This window comes from Streptomyces laurentii (assembly GCF_040635425.1).
Classification (GTDB): Bacteria; Actinomycetota; Actinomycetes; order Streptomycetales; family Streptomycetaceae; genus Streptomyces; species Streptomyces laurentii.
The window spans coordinates 1-17,976 of the sequence record NZ_JBEYHT010000021.1; the positions used below are offsets into that span (position 1 = coordinate 1).

A 17,976-nucleotide genomic window follows, 5' to 3' on the forward strand; every position below is an offset into this window, starting at 1 on the left:
TCCCCACCCCCCCACGCGTTTACCCGGGCTCCCACGCCCCGGCCTCCGGTGTCTTCCCGCGGGGTCATCGCGGGATCACCTCCCGGGGCTCCGCCTCCCGGCCGGCCGGCGGAACGGATCAGTGCGCCGGCGGCGGGTGCGCGACCCGGATCCGGTGGTGCTCCTCGGTCAGCGGACGGCCCTCGCCGTCGGTGAAGCGGCCCGTCACCCCGTACACCCCGCAGTGCGCCCGGCCCACCGGCAGCCGCTCCGGGGGCAGCCGCACCTCGTACGGGCCGCCGCAGCGGAATCCGCCGAGCACGGTCCGTGAGGTTCCGATCGGAGCGCCGTCCCAGTCCCGGGTGTCCTCGAACACCACGGCGTCGATGTCCCTGCCGAGCCGGAACGTGAGGCCCACGCTCACCACCGCGCCCTCCGGCACCTCCAGCGGAGCCTCCGCCCTCGAATCGCCCAGCGGTACGGCGAGGCGTCCCCCGTCCTCGACGTACAACGAGAGGTCCAGCAGTTCGAAGTCCTCCACGGCGGGTCATCGCCTTTCGCTACGGGGCCGGGGCGGGGGGTACGGCCCGGCGCGGCCCGGCCCGGCGCGGGACGCAGCGCGACCACGTCCACGGTCGGTCGCGGGCCTTACCTTCACGCCTACCCCGATGTGGGGCGATAAATGGCGATTCCTCCGCATTCCTCATGCCGTCGGAACAGCCGGACGCCAGGGTGAGGGGCGCACGGCGCGGCACCGGCTCGCGGAACGCCGCCGAGCCGGCGGCGACGGCGAGGCGGTGTGGGCCGATCACGCGGGACACGCGGCGGACGGTGGCCGCGACCGCGTGCGCGACCAGGGGGCGAGCCCGCGCGGCGGTGCCGAGCGGACGGTGGCCGCCCGGACGGGCTCCGCTACCGGGCGAGGGCGTGCTCCTTGAGGAACACCCCGGCGTGCGCGGCGGCTTCCTCCTTCGTGGCCCAGTCGGCGGGAGCTGCGGGGGAGTCGGGGTGCTCGGGGCCGTCCGCCGGGCCCGTCGCCCCGTCCGCGCCGCGGGCGGACCACCGCCACCGGCCCGAGCCCGCGTTCCGCGTCAACTCCGCCGTACCGCCGAAGAGTTCGAAGGTGCCGGTGCCGCCGTTCGTGCGGCGCACCGCGTCCGGCCATTTCTTGCGGGCGCCTTGCCGGGTGATCCCCCAGGTGGCCCCGATCTGCTGGTAGGTCGCCCCGTAGGACCCCGCGGTCCCCGCCGCGATCGCGGTCAGCCGCCTGACCTCGGTGTCGAGCACCTTCCAGGCGCCCAGCACGGACAGGGCCACGTCGACCGGGTCCGCCTTCCACAGGTCCTGCTCGGGCAGTCCTGTCGCGCGGGAGCGCAGGGTGGCGGCGAGGGGGGAGAGGGCGTCGAGGAGGGCCTTGTCGAGGGCGGCTCGTTCGGCGGGGGTGAGCGACTCGGAAGGAGGCATGTGGACAACAGTAGTTAACGGATCGCCGCTCGACAACCTTTGTTTCCATTGCGTGTTCGCCACGGCAAGAGCCGCCGTGGGCCCGTGAGTTCGGGTCGAACGGATGGCAGAATCTGGCCATGCTGTACGAATTTCTCGCCGCGTCGGGCGTGCTCGCCCTGCTCACGATGGTGCCCGGACCGGACATGGCGGTCGTGACCCGGCGCGCTGTCGCGGCGGGCCGCGGGGACGGGCTGCGGACCGTCGCCGGCATCACCACCGGGCTGCTCGTCTGGGGCGTGCTCTCGGTGGCGGGACTCGCCGCCGTCCTCGCCGCGTCCGCCACCGCGTACACGGTCGTCCGGCTCGCCGGCGCCGCCTACCTCGTCGTCCTCGGCGTCCAGGCCCTGCTCGCCGCCCGGCGCGGCCGCCGGACCGAAGGCACGGCGGAGCCGCTCGCCGTGCCGCCGCCGGCCGGGCATCCGTGGCGCACCGGCCTGGTGAGCAACGTCCTCAACCCGAAGATCGCCGTCTTCTACACCGGCCTGCTGCCGACCCTCGCCCCGCGCGGACTCTCCCCGCACACCGGGATGGCCCTGCTCGTCCTCGTCCACGCCGTCCTCACCGTCGTCTGGCTCGGCGGATACGTCCTGCTGCTGTCCCGCGCCCGCGCCTTCTTCGCCCGCGCCGCCGTGCGCCGCGGCATGGAGCGGATCACCGGGGTCGTCCTGATCGGCTTCGGGCTCAAGGTCGCCACGGCGCAGTGACGCGCCAGGCCGCCGGGGCGGTCAGGCGGGCGCCCGGCGGCGGCCCCGGAGGCAGCCCCAAAGGCGCCCGCGAACAGGCGGGCATCCGGCATGGGCCGTTCCGCCGCCCTGGGGCTAGGCTCGTGCGCACCATGAACAGCCCCCGCCGCTCCGCCGAGCCGCCCAAAGCCGACAAGGCGGGCGTACGCCGGCACAACCTGAGCCTGGTGCTGCGCACCGTCCACGACGCGGGCGAGACCACCCGCGCGGCGGTCGCCGCGCATGTCGGGCTGACTCGCCCGGCCGTCTCCTCGCTGGTCGAACAGCTCCTGGAGCGCGGACTCCTGGTGGAGTCGGGCAAGACCTTCAGCGGCCAGGCCGGCCGGCCCGGCACCGTCCTCAAACCGGCCTCGACCGGCCCCGCCGGCCTCGGCGTCGAGCTCAACGTCGACTACGTGAGCGTGTGCGTCGCCGACCTCACCGGCGCCGACCGGGTCCGCCGCACGGTCCGCCTGGACAACCGCGCCCTCGCCCCCGTCGAGGTGCTGCGCCGCGCCGCGACCGTCGCCGCCGAGGTCCTCGACGAGGCCGCCGCGCGCGACCTGCGGCCCACCGGCGTACGGCTCGCGCTGCCCGGCCTGGTCGCCGGCGGCACCGTCCAGCAGGCCCCCAACCTCGGCTGGAACCGCGTCGACGCCGACACCCTCTTCACCCGCGCCCTCGCCGCCGCCCGCCCCGCCGGCGCCCCAGCCCTGCCCGTCGCCTCCGACAACGAGGCCAACGTCGCCGCCCTCGCCGAGCTGTGGTTCGGCGGCCTCGGCGGCATCCGCACCTTCGTGCACGTCACCGGCGAGATCGGGGTCGGCGGCGCGATCGTCCTCGACGGCGAACTGCTGCGCGGCGCGCACGGGTTCGCGGGCGAGATCGGCCATCTCACCGTCGTCCCCGACGGCCCGCGCTGCCGCTGCGGATCGAGCGGCTGCCTCGAACGGTACGCGGGCCAGGCGGCGTTGCTGCGGGCCGCGCGGGCGCCCGGGATCGACGCCCTCGTACGGCGGGCCGAGGACGGCGAAGCGCGCGCCCTCGCCGCGCTCGACCAGGCGGGCCGGATGCTCGGCGTCGCCGTCTCCGGCGCGGTCAACCTGCTCGACCCCGAGGCGGTGGTCCTCGGCGGCATCTACCCGCGCCTGACGGCCTGGCTCGCCCCGGCCGCCGAGGCCGAGCTGGGCCTGCGTGTCGTCTCGGGCCTGTGGACCCCGGCCCGGGGGCGGCTGCGGGCCGCCTCCAGCACCGCCGACGCCGCCCGGGGCGCGGCGGCCCTCGTGCTGCGCGACATCCTGGCCGACCCCCTGGCGTACGACACCTGAGCCCGGCCGCGCGGCCCCTGTACGGGAGGGCGTCCACGGAGGCCGCGTACCCGATTCGCGCCCGGCCCCAGCCCGGCCTCGGTCCGGTTCCTGTCCGGCCTCTTTCCGTTCTCTGTGTGTCCTCTGTCCGACCTCCGCGAGGCCTCCGTACGGCCCGGATCCGGGCCCGTCGCGCACTCTCATCGCGCTCTCACGCGGGCCTTATCCCCTCATCACCCCGGCCTCCTAGCGTCGCCCGCATGTTCCTCACCTACCTCCGGCGCGAACTGCGCCGCCGCAGAAAGGCGGCGCTCGTCGTCGCCTCCGGGCTCGCGCTCGGCATCGCGCTGGTCATCGTCGTCACCTCCGTGTCGTCCGGCATGAAGCAGGCCCAGAACAAGGTCCTGGAGTCCCTGTACGGCCTCGGCACGGACCTCACCGTCACCAAGGCGCGCGAGCAGCCGCAGACGGGGGAGCGGCCCGAACGGCCCCGGTTCGAGTTCGAGGGGCGCGGCGACGGCAAGGAGCAGAGCAGCGACCGGCTGATGGTGCAGGGCTTCCAGACGCTCCCCGACAGCACGGTCGGGACCGTCGCCCGCCAGGACGGCGTCGCCGAGGCCGTGGGCGGACTGAGTCTGGTCAACCTCAAGATCAACGGAGACTTCAAGCGCGGCGAGATCCAGGGCGGCCAGGGACAGGGCGGTCAGGGGCAGGACGGCCGGGCCGGGGGCCCGGGCGGCGGCTTCGGCGGGGCCGGCGGCTCCGGTGGGTCCGTCACCGGCGGCGGCGCGGCCTTCGACGTCGACTCCTTCACGCTGTACGGCACCGACGTCACCGCCCCCGGCCTCGGCCCGCTGACCACCTCCACGATCAGCCAGGGCCGCGGCTTCAAGACCACCGAAACCGACGCGGCCGTCGTCGTCCTCGACAGCGCCTACGCCAAGCAGGAGGGTCTGACCGTCGGCAAGACCCTCACGGTCAAGGGCGTGAAGTTCACCGTCGTCGGCATCGCCACCGCCGACAGCGGCCAGTCCGCCGCCCAGGTCTATCTGCCGCTGAAGCGGGCCCAGACGCTCGCCGGCAACGCGGGCAAGATCACCACGGTCTATGTGCGGGCCACCGACTCCCAGCGGATCGACGCGGTCAAGAGCGCCATCCAGAAGAACGTCACCGGCACCACCGTCACCACCTCCGCCGACCTCGCCCAGACGGTCTCCGGCTCGCTCGACACCGCGTCCGGGCTCGCCACCACGGTCGGCCGCTGGCTGTCGTACGCGGTGCTGCTCGCCGCCGTCCTCGTCGCCGGCCTGCTCACCTCGTCCGCCGTCAGCCGGCGCGTCCGCGAGTTCGGCACGCTGAAGGCGCTCGGCTGGCGCAGCGGCCGGGTCACCCGTCAGGTCGTCGGCGAGGCCCTGGTCAACGGTCTGATCGGCGGTGTCCTCGGCATCGCCCTCGGTCTCGCCGGCGCCTGGATCGTCACCGCCGTCAGCCCCACCCTCACCGCCGAACTCGGCACCGGCGGGGGCGGGATGGCGGGCGAGGGCGGACCCGGCAGCGGCCCGGGCGGCGGGCGGATGTTCGGGGCGGGCGGCGGCGCCGGCGCGGTCGGCCGCACCCTCGACATCGCGCTGACCGCCCCGGTCGGCCGGACCACCGTCGGACTCGCCGTCCTCCTCGCGCTGGCCGGCGGACTCGTCGCGGGCGCCTTCGGCGCGTGGCGCGCGTCCCGGCTGCGCCCCGCCGACGCGCTGCGCCGCGTCGAGTAGCGGGCCGCCCGAACACAGCGGCGGGGGACCGGACTTCGAGGACGCTCCTCGGGAGCCGGACCCCCGCCCTCGCCCCGTACCGACATACCGCCGTATCGCAGGAGTTGGATCCCATGTACGAACTCACCGGCGTCACCAAGCAGTACCGGCGCGGCCAGGGGAGGGTGGACGCCCTCGCCGGCGTCGACCTCACCGTCCGCGAGGGGGACCGTCTGGTCATCCAGGGCCCCACCGGCGGGGGCAAGTCGACCCTGCTGCAGATGCTCGGCGGACTCGACCGGCCCACCTCGGGCAGCGTCGTGTTCGACGGCACCGACCTGGCCACGCTCTCCGAACGCCGCCTCACCGCCGTCCGGGCCCGCACCATGGGCTTCGTGTTCCAGAGCTTCAACCTCATCCCCACGCTCACCGCCCAGGAGAACGTGGAGACCGCCCTCGTCCCGCTCGGCACCCGCGCCGCCGAACGCCGCCGGCGCGCCGCCGAGGCGCTGGAGTCGGTCGGCCTGGGCGAGCGCGCCGGACATCTGCCGTCCGAGCTCTCCGGCGGTCAGCAGCAGCGCGTCGCCATCGCCCGCGCCCTCGTCAAGCGGCCCAAGGTGCTGCTGGCCGACGAACCCACCGGCAACCTCGACGAGTCCATGCGGGACGAGATCGTCGAACTGCTCGACGGGCTGTGGAGGGAGCACGGCCTGACCTTCGTGATGGTCACGCACGACAGCGCCATCGCCCGGCGCGCGCCGCGCCTGGCGATTCTCCGCAAGGGGCAGATCACGCTCAAGGAGAACCAGCAGGCGGCGGAGGCCCTCTGACACGGCGTCAGGTGGTAGGTCGCCCGCGGGCCTGATGGCTCAGGCGCGTACGCCGTGCCCGCGCAGATACGCCAGCGGGTCGACGTGCGAGCCGAAATAGGGTGTGGTCCGCACCTCGAAGTGCAGGTGCGGACCCGTCACCCGGCCCGTGGCCCCGGAGCGGGCGATGCGCTGACCGCCCGACACGCTCCGGCCCACCGACACGTCGATACGCGAGAGATGGGCGTACTGGGTGTAGCGGCCGTCGGCGTGGCGGATCACCACCTCGTAGCCGTAGCTGCGGTCGTAGCCGGCGCGCACGACGCGGCCCGGGCCGGCCGCGCGGACGGTCGTGCCCGACGGCACCGCGAAGTCCTGGCCCGTGTGATAGCCCAGCGACCAGGCGCCCGGCTCGTGGTAGTAGCCGGTGACGACGTATCCGGAGACCGGCGCGGTCCAGCCGCGGGTGGCGGTGGTGCCACCGCCCGACCCGTGGCCGGAGCCGGCGGAGGAGCCCGAGCCGCCGCCCGTCAGGCCCGTGCGCTGCTGGTACTTCCACTGGTGGCTGGTCCAGTACCAGTGGCCGCCGTTCTTGAACCAGTAGACGCGGTCCCGGGCGTCCCAGCCCTGGCGGCCCCGGAAGACCGGCTCGCCGCCGCTCCGGGCCGGCCGCGCGGGCGCCGCGGCGGAGCCGCCGGGGTGCCCCGCGGCGCCGCTGTTGCGCAGGTACTTGTCGTAGTGCTGGGTCCAGCGCCACGCGCCGGCCGGGTTCTTGTACCAGTAGCGCGAGCCGTCCCAGCCCGCGTGCGCCGGGGCCGGTTCGGCCGCCGCCGTGCCCGCGCCGGTGCCCGCCAGGGCCACCGCGCCGAGCGTCGCCACGACGGCGCAGCGCACCCCGCGCAGCGACCCGGGTCCGCCGCCGCGCGCGGCGCGGGCGGCGCGCCGGGAGGCCGCGCAGCCCGGGCAGGCGCAGCCGTCGGCTATCTCCTCGGTGAAGGCGGGCACCGGCAGCCGTACGACGACACCTCCTCCGCTGTCCGCCGCTCCCGCGTTCGCGGGGGGTGTGGGGGGCTTGGGGGAGCCGGTGGTGTTCTCGAAGCGGTCGTTCACGGGGCTTTCACTCCTTACTCTGATCGGACAGTCCGCCACGTCGGGTGTAGAAGGCCACGGTCAGATCCTTGACCAGGGCCTGGCGTTCGAAGTCGTCGAGCTCCACGAGCCCGCGGGTGGTGAGCCGGTTCACCGTGTCGTCCACGGCGTCGATGACGCTGGTCAGGACCGTGTCCCGGTGCTTGGCGTCGAGCGCCGCGATCTGCCGGCGCTGCATCGCCGCGGCCACCTCGGGCGCGTACTCGATCCGCGTCGGCTGCGCGGAGAAGACGGAGACGCCGACCGGCCGGCACTCCGCCGCGAGCAGCCGGGTCAGCCGGTCGCCGACCGCCTCCGCGTCGCGCAGCGAGGGACCGTCGCCGCGGAACGCGTCCGCGGGCAGCTGGGACAGCACCCGCGCGGTCGCCGCCTCCACCTGCTCGCGCAGATAGTCCAGATGGTCGTCCACGGCCAGCAGCGCCCGCGCGGTGTCCCGTACGGACCACACGACGAGCACCACCACCCGCAGCGCCGCGCCCTCGGCGTCGACCGCGGCGATCGGCTCGCTGCGCCAGTGCCGCAGCCGTACGTCGATCCGGCGGCGCAGCACGAACGGGCTGATCCAGACGAGGCCGGTGCGCCGCACGCTGCCCCGGTAGCGGCCGAACAGCGTGAGCACCCAGGCGGATCCGGTCCGGCCCCGGGTGAGCCCACCGAAGGCGACCACGGCGACGACCGCGCAGCCGGCCAGCGCGCCCCACTCCCAGGGCAGCAGCCGGACGGAACGCAGGGGACCGGCCCGCCAGAGCAGCGCGGTCGCGGCACCGAGCGCGGTCAGACCGACGAGTACGGCCAGCCAGCCGGGCAGGGCGGGGCCGGGACGCTCCACGAGATCGGGCTCGTCCGGCGGGCGGCGCCGAGCGGGCCGCTCGCTCAGCTCGGTCTGCCCGCTCTGTTCGGCCAGCAGCGCCATCGCGCCCGCGATCCTGGACTGCGTGGCCGTCGAGGTCGCCGCCCTCGGCGTCTTCTTCGCCGTGGCCGTGGCGGCCGTGGTGTCCGCGGCGGAACCGGACGTGGCGGCCGGGTCCGCCGGCGTGGGCCGCTTGGCACGCTGGGGAAGGCCGGGCCGCTCGGGCCGCTCCTCGGTCCCCTCCCCGGCCCCCGGCGGTGCGGGCACCGGCGGTAGGGTCGCGGTGGGTGCCGCGGGGTCCGCCCGGAACAGGTCGTCCATCGGTATGCCGTCGCCGTGCCACCGCACGCGTACGGGCAGGGGCCGCTTCTGTCGCTCGGTCATGAGGCCCTTCCGGCCGTCACTCGACCGGGGGGACGAGATGACGACATGTCGGATGATCTTCGTTATCCATCGTCACAGGGGTTATGCCCGGAATGCCGAGACAAAAGTCCTGAATCGGACGGACTTTGGTCCCGCGCCGGAGCGGCCGGGAGCCTGGGCCGGGAGCCGGCGCCCGGGTCCGTGCCGAGGGTGATGTCAGTGGCTGCCCCTACCGTTCGGATCATGACGACGAAGACCTATCTGGAGCTGTCGCAGGACGGCGGCGGCGCGCACAAGTTCTACGAAGTGACGATCTCCGGCACGGTGGTGTCGGTCCGTTACGGACGCATCGGCGCGGCCGGACAGACCCAGACCTCGACGTTCCCGACGGTCGAGAAGGCCCGGGCCGCGGCGGCCAAGAAGATAAGCGAGAAGGTCCGCAAGGGATACGCGCCGGCCGTCCAGGGCGGCCGCGCCGCCCGCCCGGTCACCCGGCGCACCGTCACCTCCGCGCCCTCCACGGCCCGCGCGGTCGCCCCTGTCCTGTGGCGCTTCCGCACCGGCTCCGCCGCCTTCGGCATCCACGTCGACGACGAGCGCTGCTGGGTCGGCAACCAGGCGGGCGAGGTCTTCACCCTCGGCCACGACGGGCAGGTCCACGCCCGGTTCAGCCTCCCCGACGGCGTGAAGTGCCTGGTCGCCGACGACTTCTGGATCTACGCGGGCTGCGACGACGGCCGCGTCTACGACCTGTCGTCCAAGCTGCCGTTCGCCGCGTACGAGATCTCCACCGACGTCGACATCTTCTGGCTCGACATCCACGAGGGCGTGCTCGACGTCGCCGACCGCTCCGGCCGGCTCACCGTCATCGACCACGAGGACGAGCACCAGTGGTCCCGGTCCGGCCGCGGCGAGCACGCCTGGATGGTCCGCGCGGACGAGGACGCCGTCTACTACGGCGACAGCGGCGGCGTCACGGCCTACGCCCCCGACGGTACGGGCGAACTCTGGCACACCCCCACCCAGGGCGCCGTGCTGTTCGGCTGGCAGGAGCACACCGCCGTGTACGCGGGCACCGCCCGCCGCCAGGTGCACCGGCTCGCCAAGCGGACCGGCCGCACCGAGGCGGTGTACGGCTGCGACAGCCCCGTCTACTCGTGCGCCACCTCGCCCGGCGGCCGGTTCGTCTTCGCCGGGGACAACGCCTCGTCCGTGTACTGCTTCGCCGAGGACGGCACCCGGCTGTGGAAGCTGGGCACCGGCGGCGGTTCGGCGCTGTCGATGCAGTACCACGACGAGCGGCTCTACCTGGTCACCACCGACGGCACCCTGGTGTGCGTCGACGCGAGTGAGGCGGCCATCGCCGCCGCCCAGCAGGGCACCGTGCCGGTCGCCCAGGACATCAAGCTCGCCGCCGCCCTGCCCACCTACGCCCCCGCCACCACCGTCGCCGCCGTCGACGTGGTGCACGCGGCGCCTGTCGGCTCGGTCGTCGTCGAGTGCGTCCAGGAGTCCGGCCGCACCCGCGTCCGCGTCCTGACCGACGGTTACGAGGAGGGCTGGAACGTGCAGTTCCCGCGCGCCATCCGCGAGCCCGGCGCCCGGTACGTCGTCGAGGCGCTCCACCCGGCCTCCGGCGGCTTCTACCGGGTCCGCGGCGACATCCGGCGGCTGCTGTGAGCGGCGCCTTCGACGCCGCCACCGGCGACGGCCCCCCGCTGCCCGAGGCCGACGCGGAGCAGCGCTCCCGCGAGGTGCGGACCGCTCTCGAAGGGCTGCTCCAGATCCGCCGGCTGACCCACGCCCAGGGCGGCGACCCGGCCGCCCGGCCCGCCGACTGGGAGCTGCGGCAGCCGGTCCGGGCGGTGGCCCTCGCCCTGGAGGCCGCGAGACAGCCGCCGTCCGCGGTCGCCCCCGACGGCACCCGGGTGGCCACCGGCTACCGGGTCACGGCGGGCGATCGCCCCGGCACCGCCGTCGTCGAGTGGCTCGGCCCGCCCGCGACGGGCGCCGCCCACGACGCCGAGGCCGCCCTCGCCGCCTGCGCCGCCGCCCTCGAACGCCTCGGCTGGGACGCCCTCCTCTACCGCGGCCCGCGCCGCCACCGCTACCTGGAGGTCGAGGCGCCGGCCGCTCCCGCGCGCTGACCCGTACCCCCGCTCACACCACCGACCGAAAGCGAACCCATGAACGCCCTGTACGACTTCGCCACGTGGGAACCGCTGCTGAGGCTGCTGCGCGGCCAGCACGCGGAGCGTCTGGCGGCCCCCGGGGGATACGTCTCCGGCTTCGTCCGTCTCGGCGCGTGGAGCGTCCCCTTGCGCCGCGCCCGGACCGCGTGGGGGCGGCGGGAAGGGGGCGTGGACCCGCGGGAGGAGGCCGCGGCGGTGGACCGGGTGCGGCACGCGCTCGGACCCGGCGAGCAGGTGTCCTTCGTCCTGACGGTCGACGCGGACGGGCGGGCCGAACTCCGGCTGTACGGCTCCAGTCCCGCCGTCGAGTCCGGCTACTCGGCCCACCCCGGCACCCTCGTCCTCGTCGAGGGCGCGCTGCCCGAACCCGTCCGCCGACGGCCCGAGACGTACCCGGACGTCCGGCCCGCGCCGACCGCCGACCCGGAGCTGCTCGCCCGCACCCTGCGGGAACGACTGCCCGACGCGACCGGAGCCACCGAGGAGGACCTCGTCCGGACGGAGGAGCGCCTCGGGCTCGCCCTGCCCGAGGAGCTCAAGACGCTCTACCGGGTCACCCGGGCGCGCTCGGCGGACCACGCGGGTGACGACGCGGCGCGGGCGCGCCATGCCGACGCAGTGGACGGTGAACTCCTCGACCTCGACCGTCTCTTCGTCGCCGAGCCGTCGACCCGGAAGGTCTCGTGGGAGCAAGGGGCGGCGGAGGCGGTCCGCACCCCGCCCGACGCGGCCGTACAGGGGCTGATCGGCTCGCCCGGCTGGCTCGTCTTCGCCGGCACGGGCGGCGGCGACGGCATCGCCGTCGACCTCACCCCGGGACCGCGCGGTCACCTCGGGCAGATCGTCCTGCTCGACCACGAACAGGTGATCGGGGCCAGGCTGCTCGCCGACAGCCTCACCGACTTCGTGGTGCGCGGCCGGCGCAAGGAGGACGGGCGACAGCGGCCCGGAGGCGGGGAACCCGCCGTCGCGGACCTTTACACCGGCGGCCCCCGCGGCGTCGAGGCCGTGGCCCACCCCGCGCTCGAAGTGCTGTCGATCGGTGTGGGGCACGGCGTGGCGGTCGGCCTCGCCCCACTCATAGGGCTGCCGCGCCTGCGCACCCTTGAGGCGCGACCCGGCACACTCGCCGACCCGTTGGAGATCACGCGGCTGACGCACCTGGAGTATCTGCGGCTCGGGCCGGACGACTGGCGCGTCCTGCTGGACGCGGGCGCCGTCCCGCGCACCCTGTCCGCCGCGTCCGTCGATTCCCGGGCCGGCCGGGACCCGCGCCCGATGCTGGATCTCGCCGACGAACTGCTCGCACTGTTCGGCCGGCCCGGGATACCGAGGACGGTCGTCACCGGCGACCTGGGACCCGGGCCCGCGCGGCGCGGTGTGTGACGGCCGCGGCGCCGTGAGCGCGGTGGCGGTCAGGCGATCGAGGCGGAGACGACCGCCGAGACGGCGAGGTTGACGGAGGCCGTCACCCACACCGCCGGGTGCGGCTCGGGGTCGACCAGCGTCGCGCCGAGCTTGCCCGGGGTGACCAGGTCGACCACGAAGAAGGCGACGGCCATCATGACCAGGCCGAGCAGGCCGAACGCGGCCGTGGAGACGAGGCCCTTGGCGAAGTCGTCATAGGTCGTCCAGATCGCGGTGAAGACGATGCCGCCTATGCCGAGCAGCGCGGAGCTGAGCAGGATCGCGGCGTTGCGGTTGCGGTCCTCCCAGATCTGGCGGCCGAGCTTGCCGGGCGTGAGGAGGTCGATCAGGACGATGCCGAGGATGAGCAGGACGACGCCGAGGGCGCCGTAGGCCGCGGTCCGGCCAAGGCCGTTGACGATGTCGTTCATGGGATGCCGGCTCCGGAGGGGAGAGATCGCGAAGGATCGTGGTCAGGGACCGGCAGAATGTAACGCAGTACCAGGAGGCCCCGGCAGGAGGCCCGTGGAACCCGGATGTTCCGGGTACATCGGCTGCCCCGGCGGACAGCCGGACGCCCCGGAAGGGAAGCGGCGGTGAGGCGCGCTTCCTCTCCGGGGCGTTCGTGTGTCCGTGTGTCCGTGTGCGGTGGTGGCACGGCGCAGGGGTGCGGCGCCTCGCGTACGCGGGTCCGCGACGGGCGGCGTCAGGCGCCCCGCGGGATGTGCTTGGCGCGGGAACGCACCTGGAACGCCGTCACGATCTCGATCAGACCGACCGCGATCAGCCAGGCGCCCGCCAGCACGGCCAGGACCGCCGCCGACTCCAGCGGCGAGACGATGAGGACGACGCCGGCGAACGTGCTGATCACACCCAGGAAGATCTGCCAGCCGCGGGCCGGCATCCCCGGGTCGGAGATCGCCGCCACCATCTGTGTGATGCCGTGGAACAGCCAGCCGATCCCGATCCACAAGGCGAGCAGCAGGATCGACTGCATCGCGCCCTTGAAGCAGAACAGGCCGAGCAGGATCGACAGGGCGCCGCTGATGAAGGCCATCACCCGCAGGGAGGTCCTGCCGTGGGTGCCGAACGCGGCGATCAGATGCAGGACACCGCTCACCAGCAGGTACAGGCCGAACAGGACGCCGGCCACGACCAGCGAGTGCCCCGGCCACACCAGGACGAGAATGCCCAGGACCAGCGCGGCCAGACCGGCGAACAGCATGGCCTGCCAGGCCCAGTGGGCCAGCCTGCCGAGCGGCCCCGGCGGCAGACCGTTCCCTCCGCCGTCCCCCGGACGCTCGTACGGCGCGTGTGCATACGTGTCTGTCATGGCGGTCGCTCCGCTTCTCATCTGCTGTTGTCCCGCTGGCGGCCGACCCGGCCCGGCGGGCCGTCAGCCGCGTTCTTACTAAAGCAATACCTGACGAACACCGCAAAAGATGACCTATTCGGACGAGTACCGCGAGGGGATCGGTCGCCGGGGCGCGCAGAGTGGAGAACGGCCGCGCCCTGCGGCCCCGCACCTCCGCGGCCCCGCACCCCCGCGGCCCCTCACCCCACCCCGTACCGCACCTGCGGGGCACTCGCCCCCATGGCACCCGCCCTCCACCCCACCGGGAGTCCCCATGACCACGCTCAGCCGCCGAGACCTCGGACTGCTCGCGCTCCGCGTCGGCACCGGCGCCGTCCTCGTCGCGCACGGCGCCCAGAAGCTCTTCGGCTGTTTCGGGGGCGGCGGCGTCGAGGGGACGACGCAGGCCATGGAGGCCATGGGCTTCTCACCCGCCCGGGAGAGCGCCATCGCCGCCGGGCTCGGCGAGGCCGGAGGCGGCGCCCTGCTCGCCCTGGGGCTCGCCACGCCGGCGGCCGGCGCCGCCGCGGCGGGCGCCATGGCCGGGGCGGTCGCGGTGCACTACCCGGCGGGCTTCTTCGCCATGCAGGGCGGCTACGAGTACCCCGCGTTCCTCGGGTTCACCTCAGCGGCCATCGGTCTCGCCGGGGCCGGCCGGTACTCCCTGGACCACGCCACCGGACACGTCCTCGACCGGCCCTGGGTGGTCGTCACCGCCTTCGTCGGCGCCGCGCTCGCCGCCGCGGCCGTCGTCGGCCGCCGCGCCGACGCCCTGGCGGGGGCCGGGTCCGAGGGCGGGGACGCGTCCGGGGCTTCGGGCGCCGATTCCGCGGCGCGGTCCGGCGAGCCGGGGGAGTGACGCCGTGAAGGCGATGGCCCTGCCCGAGTACGGCGGCCCCGACACCCTCGTCCCCATGGAACTGGCCGAGCCGAAGGTCGCCCCCGGCGAGGTCCTGGTGCGGGTGGAGGCCGCCGGGGTGAACCCCGTCGACTGGAAGTTGGCCGGCGGCGGACTCGACCCCCTGATGGTGACCCACTTCCCGCTGATCCCCGGCTGGGACGTCGCCGGGGTCGTCGAGCGCAACGGCCTCGACTCGCCCGAGTTCGCCCCCGGCGACGAGGTGTTCGCCTACATCCGCAAGGACAGCGCCGAGTGCGGCGGGTACGCGGAGCACGTCGCCGTCCCGATCAGGATGCTCGCCCGCAAGCCGCGCACGCTGGACTGGGCGCAGACCGCGGGCCTGCCGCTCGCCGGACTCACCGCGCTCCAGTCCGCCGACCGGGTCCGGGCCACCGCCGGCGACACCGTGCTCGTGCACGCCGCGGCCGGGGGAGTGGGCTCCCTCGCCACCCAGATCCTGGTCGCCCGCGGCGCCCGCGTCCTCGGTACCGCGAGCCCCGCCAACCACGACTTCCTGCGGGGCCTCGGCGCCGAACCCGTCGCGTACGGGCCGGGGCTCGCCGACCGGGTCCGGGCCCTCGCCCCCGACGGGGTGGACGCCGCGCTCGACTACGTCGGCGGTGAATCCGTCGACGTCTCCGTGGAGGTGCTGCGCTCCCCGGAACGGCTCGCCTCCGTCGCCGACCCGCGGGCCGCCGACGTGGGCGGCCACTATGTGTGGGTACGGCCCGACGGCGCCGGCCTGTCGGCCCTGGCCGAACTCGCCGACGCGGGCCGGCTCACCGTCGTCGTCGACCGGGTCCTGCCGCTCGCCGACGCCCCGGAGGCCTGGCGGCTGAACGCGCGGGGGCACACCCGGGGCAAGCTGGTCCTGGCCGTCGGCGACGCGGCGCGCGCGGCGGAGACGCCGTGACCGCTCCGGCCGGCGGCCCCGGCGGCCCCGGCGGCCCCGGTCGCGCCGGTCGTCGTACGCGCGTGCGTGCCCGGTCCGGTGTCCGCATCCTGAATACTGGACCGGGAAGATCCGGAGCCGATCCGGTGCTGGCACTGGTGCGGACACTTTTGCGGGCACGCCACGAGGGAAGGGACCGCTGCCGGTCATGAAGATCGATCTCACGGACACCAGCTCCAGCAAGATCAACAAGGCGATCCTGGAGGCCAGGCGGGCGGTCGGCACGCCCGCCGTCGGCATGGTCCTCACCCTCGTGATCGTGACCGACGAGGAGAACGCCTACGACTCCGTGCGCGCCGCCAACGAGGCCTCCCGCGAGCATCCGTCCCGCACCCTCGTCGTCGTCAAGCGGCACGCCCGTTTCCCGCGCGAGCGCCACTCGGCCCGCCTCGACGCCGAGGTCCGGATCGGCACGGACGCGGGCTCGGGCGAGACCGTGCTGCTCCGGATGCGCGGCGACATCACCCGCCGCGCCGACTCCGTCGTCCTGCCGCTGCTCCTGCCGGACGCGCCCGTCGTCGTGTGGTGGCCGGTCGACGCCCCCGAGGTGCCGTCCCGCGATCCGCTCGGCGCGCTCGCCCAGCGCCGTATCACCGACTCGTACGCCGTGGAGAACCCGATCGCGGCGCTCGACGCCCGCGCCGCCTCGTACGCGCCCGGCGACACCGACCTCGCCTGGACCCGGCTCACCCCCTGGCGGTCGCTGCTCGCCGCCGCCCTCGACCAGGCCCGGGCGACGGTGACCTCGGCCGCCGTCGAGAGCGAAGCGGACAACCCCAGTGCCGAACTGCTCGCCCGCTGGTTCGGCCGGCGGCTGAACGTGCCGGTGGAGCGGGTCGTCACGGACGGCCCCGTCGTCACCGCCGTCCGCATGGGCACCCCCGACGGCGAGATCGTCATCGACCGCCCCGAGGGCCCGGTCGCCCATCTCTCCATCCCCGGCCAGCCCCACCGCGTCATGGCCCTCAAGGTCCGCACCACCGCCGAACTCATCGCCGAGGAACTGCGCCGGCTCGACCCGGACGAGGCGTACGAGTCGGCGCTGCGGTACGAGGGTTAGGGCCTTTCTTTTGGATCTTGCTGGGCTCGCGTGCCCCGGCACGCGCGCTCGCCGCGTTGTCGTCGGTCGCCAACTCCCCCGTAGCCCTTCGGGCACGGGAGGTACCCCCACCGCGTTGTCTCCCTCCTCCGCCTTGCGATCACACGCACCGGACCCCGCTCCCTGCTCCAGCCTGAGCCAAAGAAAGGCCCTAGGGGCTCGCCGCCCGCACGGAAGCTCCCGCTTCGTCCGGCACGCCGAAGCGGCCGAAGGCGCGGGGTTCCCTCCCGGCCGGCCGTACGGTGGTCGCGCGCGGCGTCGCGCCGCGTGCAACGACCGTTCACCGGGGGGAAGTCCACCATGTCCAGGATCCTCGTCGCCGCGACACCCGTGTCCGGCCACCACGCCCCGCTGCTGCGTATCGCGAGCCATCTGTCCGGGGCCGGACACGAGGTGCTGTACGTCGGCGGGGCGCGCTTCGCCGACGAAGTCCGCGCGGCCGGGCCGGAGTTCCTGCCGCTGCCCGCCGAAGCGGACTACGACGACCGCGACTTCGGGGCGCACTTCCCCGAGCGCGAGCGGATCCCGGCCGGTCCGGCGCGGCTCATGTGGGACGTCATGCACGTCTTCGGTGATCCCCTCGCCGCCCAGTGCCGGGCCCTCAAGGACGCGCTCGCCGGCTTCCCGGCTACGGTCCTGATCCACGACAACCTCTTCCTCGGCGGTCTCGCGCTCGCCCTCGGCGAGGAAGCGGACCGGCGGCCCGCCGTGTTCAGCGTCGGGATCACCCCGCTCGTCTCGGAGAGCCGGGACACCGCGCCCCGCGGGTCCGGCCTGCTGCCGCCCGTCGACGACGCCGAGCGCGAGCGGTACGCGGCCATGGCCGCCCGCCGGGACGAGCAGCGCAAGCCCCTCGTCGACCATCTGCGCGACTGCTTCGCCGCCGCCGGGGCCGTCCTGCCCGACGGGCCGCTCGGCCGGGTGTTCACCGAGGCCGCCGACGTGTTCGTGCAGCTGACCGTGCCCGGCTTCGAGTACCCGCACAGCGACCAGCCGGCCAACATCCGCTTCGTCGGCGCCATCCCGATCCCGGCGGGCGACGGCCGGGCGCTGCCGGACTGGTGGCCCGAGCTGGTGCGCGCCCGCGAGGAGGGCCGGCGGATCGTCGTCGCCACCCAGGGCACGCTCGTCAATCACGACCTGACCACCCTGGTCGTCCCCACCCTCCGGGCCCTCGCCGACCGCGACGACGTCTTCGTCGTCGCCGCCACCGGCCGCCCGGACGCGGCCGGCCGGGTCGCCGCCGCACTGCCCGACCTCCCCGGCAACGCCGTCGTCGCGGGCTTCGTCCCGTTCGCCGAACTCCTCCCGTACGCCGACCTGTTGGTCACCAATGGCGGCTACGGCGGCACCCAGGCGGCGCTGGCGCACGGGGTCCCGCTCGTCGTCGGCGGTGACACCGAGGACAAACCGGAGGTCGCCGCCCGCGTCGAGTGGACCGGCACCGGCGTCAACCTCCGTACCGCCACCCCGACCGACGAGGAACTCCGCGCGGCCGTGGACGCCGTCCTCGGCGCCCCCGCCCACCGCGAGCGCGCCGCCCGGCTCGCCCGTCAGTACGCGGCCCACGACGCGCTCGCCGCCATCGACCGGCTGGCCCGCGAGGCCACGGCCGCCGCCGGCGCCCGCTGATCGGAACAC

The 17,976-nt window shown here is 74.8% G+C and carries 17 protein-coding genes; 11 read left to right on the forward strand and 6 right to left on the reverse strand.

The genetic code is table 11. From position 1 onward, the window contains the following. Positions 1 to 118 precede the first annotated feature (118 nt). The gene (locus tag ABZ693_RS15700; RefSeq protein ID WP_359876743.1) at positions 119 to 520 is read right to left on the reverse strand and encodes a hypothetical protein; all 402 of its coding nucleotides are present in this window, start codon (positions 518 to 520) and stop codon (positions 119 to 121) included. 371 nt (positions 521 to 891) lie between these two features. Then, positions 892 to 1,443, reverse strand: a complete 552-nt coding sequence (locus ABZ693_RS15705) for a hypothetical protein (RefSeq protein ID WP_359876744.1) — start codon at positions 1,441 to 1,443, stop codon at positions 892 to 894. A 119-nt stretch (positions 1,444 to 1,562) separates the two neighbouring features. Between ABZ693_RS15705 and ABZ693_RS15710 the strand changes: the two genes are divergently transcribed. The 4 genes from ABZ693_RS15710 to ABZ693_RS15725 all read left to right on the forward strand — a co-directional run bounded on the left by ABZ693_RS15710 (position 1,563) and on the right by ABZ693_RS15725 (position 6,089). Further along, the gene (locus ABZ693_RS15710; protein ID WP_359876746.1) at positions 1,563 to 2,189 is read left to right on the forward strand and encodes a LysE family translocator; all 627 of its coding nucleotides are present in this window, start codon (positions 1,563 to 1,565) and stop codon (positions 2,187 to 2,189) included. A gap of 131 nt (positions 2,190 to 2,320) precedes the next feature. Further along, complete coding sequence (locus ABZ693_RS15715) at positions 2,321 to 3,535, forward strand: ROK family protein (RefSeq protein WP_359876747.1); 1,215 nt, start codon at positions 2,321 to 2,323, stop codon at positions 3,533 to 3,535. Positions 3,536 to 3,774: 239 nt separating this feature from the next. After that, entirely contained in the window at positions 3,775 to 5,280 is a 1,506-nt protein-coding gene (locus tag ABZ693_RS15720; protein ID WP_359876748.1) for an ABC transporter permease, read from the forward strand. Between the two features lie 113 nt (positions 5,281 to 5,393). Next, positions 5,394 to 6,089: an ABC transporter ATP-binding protein gene (locus ABZ693_RS15725; RefSeq protein ID WP_359876749.1), complete on the forward strand. Its 696-nt coding sequence runs from the start codon at positions 5,394 to 5,396 to the stop codon at positions 6,087 to 6,089. 39 nt (positions 6,090 to 6,128) lie between these two features. Here the strand turns inward: ABZ693_RS15725 and ABZ693_RS15730 are convergent, their stop codons facing one another. Both ABZ693_RS15730 and ABZ693_RS15735 read right to left on the reverse strand, forming a co-directional pair. Continuing rightward, complete coding sequence (locus ABZ693_RS15730) at positions 6,129 to 7,178, reverse strand: M23 family metallopeptidase (RefSeq protein ID WP_359876750.1); 1,050 nt, start codon at positions 7,176 to 7,178, stop codon at positions 6,129 to 6,131. A gap of 7 nt (positions 7,179 to 7,185) precedes the next feature. Then, entirely contained in the window at positions 7,186 to 8,451 is a 1,266-nt protein-coding gene (locus ABZ693_RS15735) for an SPFH domain-containing protein (RefSeq protein WP_435842429.1), read from the reverse strand. Positions 8,452 to 8,673: 222 nt separating this feature from the next. Here ABZ693_RS15735 and ABZ693_RS15740 point away from each other — a divergent pair, with 222 nt between their 5' ends. From ABZ693_RS15740 to ABZ693_RS15750, 3 genes are read left to right on the forward strand one after another with little or no spacing between them, the layout of a single operon-like run. Next, complete coding sequence (locus tag ABZ693_RS15740) at positions 8,674 to 10,110, forward strand: WGR domain-containing protein (protein ID WP_359876752.1); 1,437 nt, start codon at positions 8,674 to 8,676, stop codon at positions 10,108 to 10,110. Continuing rightward, on the forward strand, positions 10,107 to 10,577 hold the full coding sequence (locus ABZ693_RS15745) for a hypothetical protein (protein ID WP_359876753.1): 471 nt from the start codon (positions 10,107 to 10,109) through the stop codon (positions 10,575 to 10,577). Before ABZ693_RS15740 ends, ABZ693_RS15745 begins: the two co-directional genes overlap by 4 nt. Before the next feature lie 39 nt (positions 10,578 to 10,616). Then, complete coding sequence (locus ABZ693_RS15750) at positions 10,617 to 12,008, forward strand: SMI1/KNR4 family protein (RefSeq protein WP_359876755.1); 1,392 nt, start codon at positions 10,617 to 10,619, stop codon at positions 12,006 to 12,008. A gap of 29 nt (positions 12,009 to 12,037) precedes the next feature. Here ABZ693_RS15750 and ABZ693_RS15755 read toward each other — a convergent pair whose 3' ends face one another. Then, positions 12,038 to 12,460: a DUF350 domain-containing protein gene (locus ABZ693_RS15755; protein WP_359876757.1), complete on the reverse strand. Its 423-nt coding sequence runs from the start codon at positions 12,458 to 12,460 to the stop codon at positions 12,038 to 12,040. 275 nt (positions 12,461 to 12,735) lie between these two features. Next, positions 12,736 to 13,362: an HdeD family acid-resistance protein gene (locus ABZ693_RS15760; RefSeq protein WP_359876759.1), complete on the reverse strand. Its 627-nt coding sequence runs from the start codon at positions 13,360 to 13,362 to the stop codon at positions 12,736 to 12,738. A gap of 295 nt (positions 13,363 to 13,657) precedes the next feature. On the opposite strand from ABZ693_RS15760, the gene ABZ693_RS15765 reads away from it, so the two are divergent. The 4 genes from ABZ693_RS15765 (at position 13,658) to ABZ693_RS15780 (ending at position 17,967) form a co-directional block, all read left to right on the forward strand. Next, positions 13,658 to 14,242 (forward strand): DoxX family protein, encoded by a 585-nt coding sequence (locus ABZ693_RS15765; RefSeq protein WP_359876762.1) that lies wholly within the window; start codon positions 13,658 to 13,660, stop codon positions 14,240 to 14,242. A 4-nt stretch (positions 14,243 to 14,246) separates the two neighbouring features. After that, the gene (locus ABZ693_RS15770; RefSeq protein ID WP_359876765.1) at positions 14,247 to 15,197 is read left to right on the forward strand and encodes an NADP-dependent oxidoreductase; all 951 of its coding nucleotides are present in this window, start codon (positions 14,247 to 14,249) and stop codon (positions 15,195 to 15,197) included. A gap of 187 nt (positions 15,198 to 15,384) precedes the next feature. Continuing rightward, positions 15,385 to 16,296: a glucose-6-phosphate dehydrogenase assembly protein OpcA gene (gene opcA, locus ABZ693_RS15775; protein WP_359876767.1), complete on the forward strand. Its 912-nt coding sequence runs from the start codon at positions 15,385 to 15,387 to the stop codon at positions 16,294 to 16,296. Positions 16,297 to 16,635: 339 nt separating this feature from the next. Then, the gene (locus ABZ693_RS15780; RefSeq protein WP_359876770.1) at positions 16,636 to 17,967 is read left to right on the forward strand and encodes a glycosyltransferase; all 1,332 of its coding nucleotides are present in this window, start codon (positions 16,636 to 16,638) and stop codon (positions 17,965 to 17,967) included. Positions 17,968 to 17,976: the final 9 nt, after the last annotated feature.

Excerpts from the sequence above, each read along its gene's own strand:
- ABZ693_RS15705 (WP_359876744.1), bottom strand. The coding sequence starts at position 1,443 with ATGCCTCCTTCCGAGTCGCTCACCCCCGCCGAACGAGCCGCCCTCGAC.
- ABZ693_RS15710 (WP_359876746.1), top strand. The coding sequence starts at position 1,563 with ATGCTGTACGAATTTCTCGCCGCGTCGGGCGTGCTCGCCCTGCTCACG.
- ABZ693_RS15715 (WP_359876747.1), top strand. The coding sequence starts at position 2,321 with ATGAACAGCCCCCGCCGCTCCGCCGAGCCGCCCAAAGCCGACAAGGCG.
- ABZ693_RS15720 (WP_359876748.1), top strand. The coding sequence starts at position 3,775 with ATGTTCCTCACCTACCTCCGGCGCGAACTGCGCCGCCGCAGAAAGGCG.
- ABZ693_RS15725 (WP_359876749.1), top strand. The coding sequence starts at position 5,394 with ATGTACGAACTCACCGGCGTCACCAAGCAGTACCGGCGCGGCCAGGGG.
- ABZ693_RS15735 (WP_435842429.1), bottom strand. The coding sequence starts at position 8,451 with ATGACCGAGCGACAGAAGCGGCCCCTGCCCGTACGCGTGCGGTGGCAC.
- ABZ693_RS15740 (WP_359876752.1), top strand. The coding sequence starts at position 8,674 with ATGACGACGAAGACCTATCTGGAGCTGTCGCAGGACGGCGGCGGCGCG.
- ABZ693_RS15750 (WP_359876755.1), top strand. The coding sequence starts at position 10,617 with ATGAACGCCCTGTACGACTTCGCCACGTGGGAACCGCTGCTGAGGCTG.
- ABZ693_RS15755 (WP_359876757.1), bottom strand. The coding sequence starts at position 12,460 with ATGAACGACATCGTCAACGGCCTTGGCCGGACCGCGGCCTACGGCGCC.
- ABZ693_RS15760 (WP_359876759.1), bottom strand. The coding sequence starts at position 13,362 with ATGACAGACACGTATGCACACGCGCCGTACGAGCGTCCGGGGGACGGC.
- ABZ693_RS15765 (WP_359876762.1), top strand. The coding sequence starts at position 13,658 with ATGACCACGCTCAGCCGCCGAGACCTCGGACTGCTCGCGCTCCGCGTC.
- opcA (WP_359876767.1), top strand. The coding sequence starts at position 15,385 with ATGAAGATCGATCTCACGGACACCAGCTCCAGCAAGATCAACAAGGCG.
- ABZ693_RS15780 (WP_359876770.1), top strand. The coding sequence starts at position 16,636 with ATGTCCAGGATCCTCGTCGCCGCGACACCCGTGTCCGGCCACCACGCC.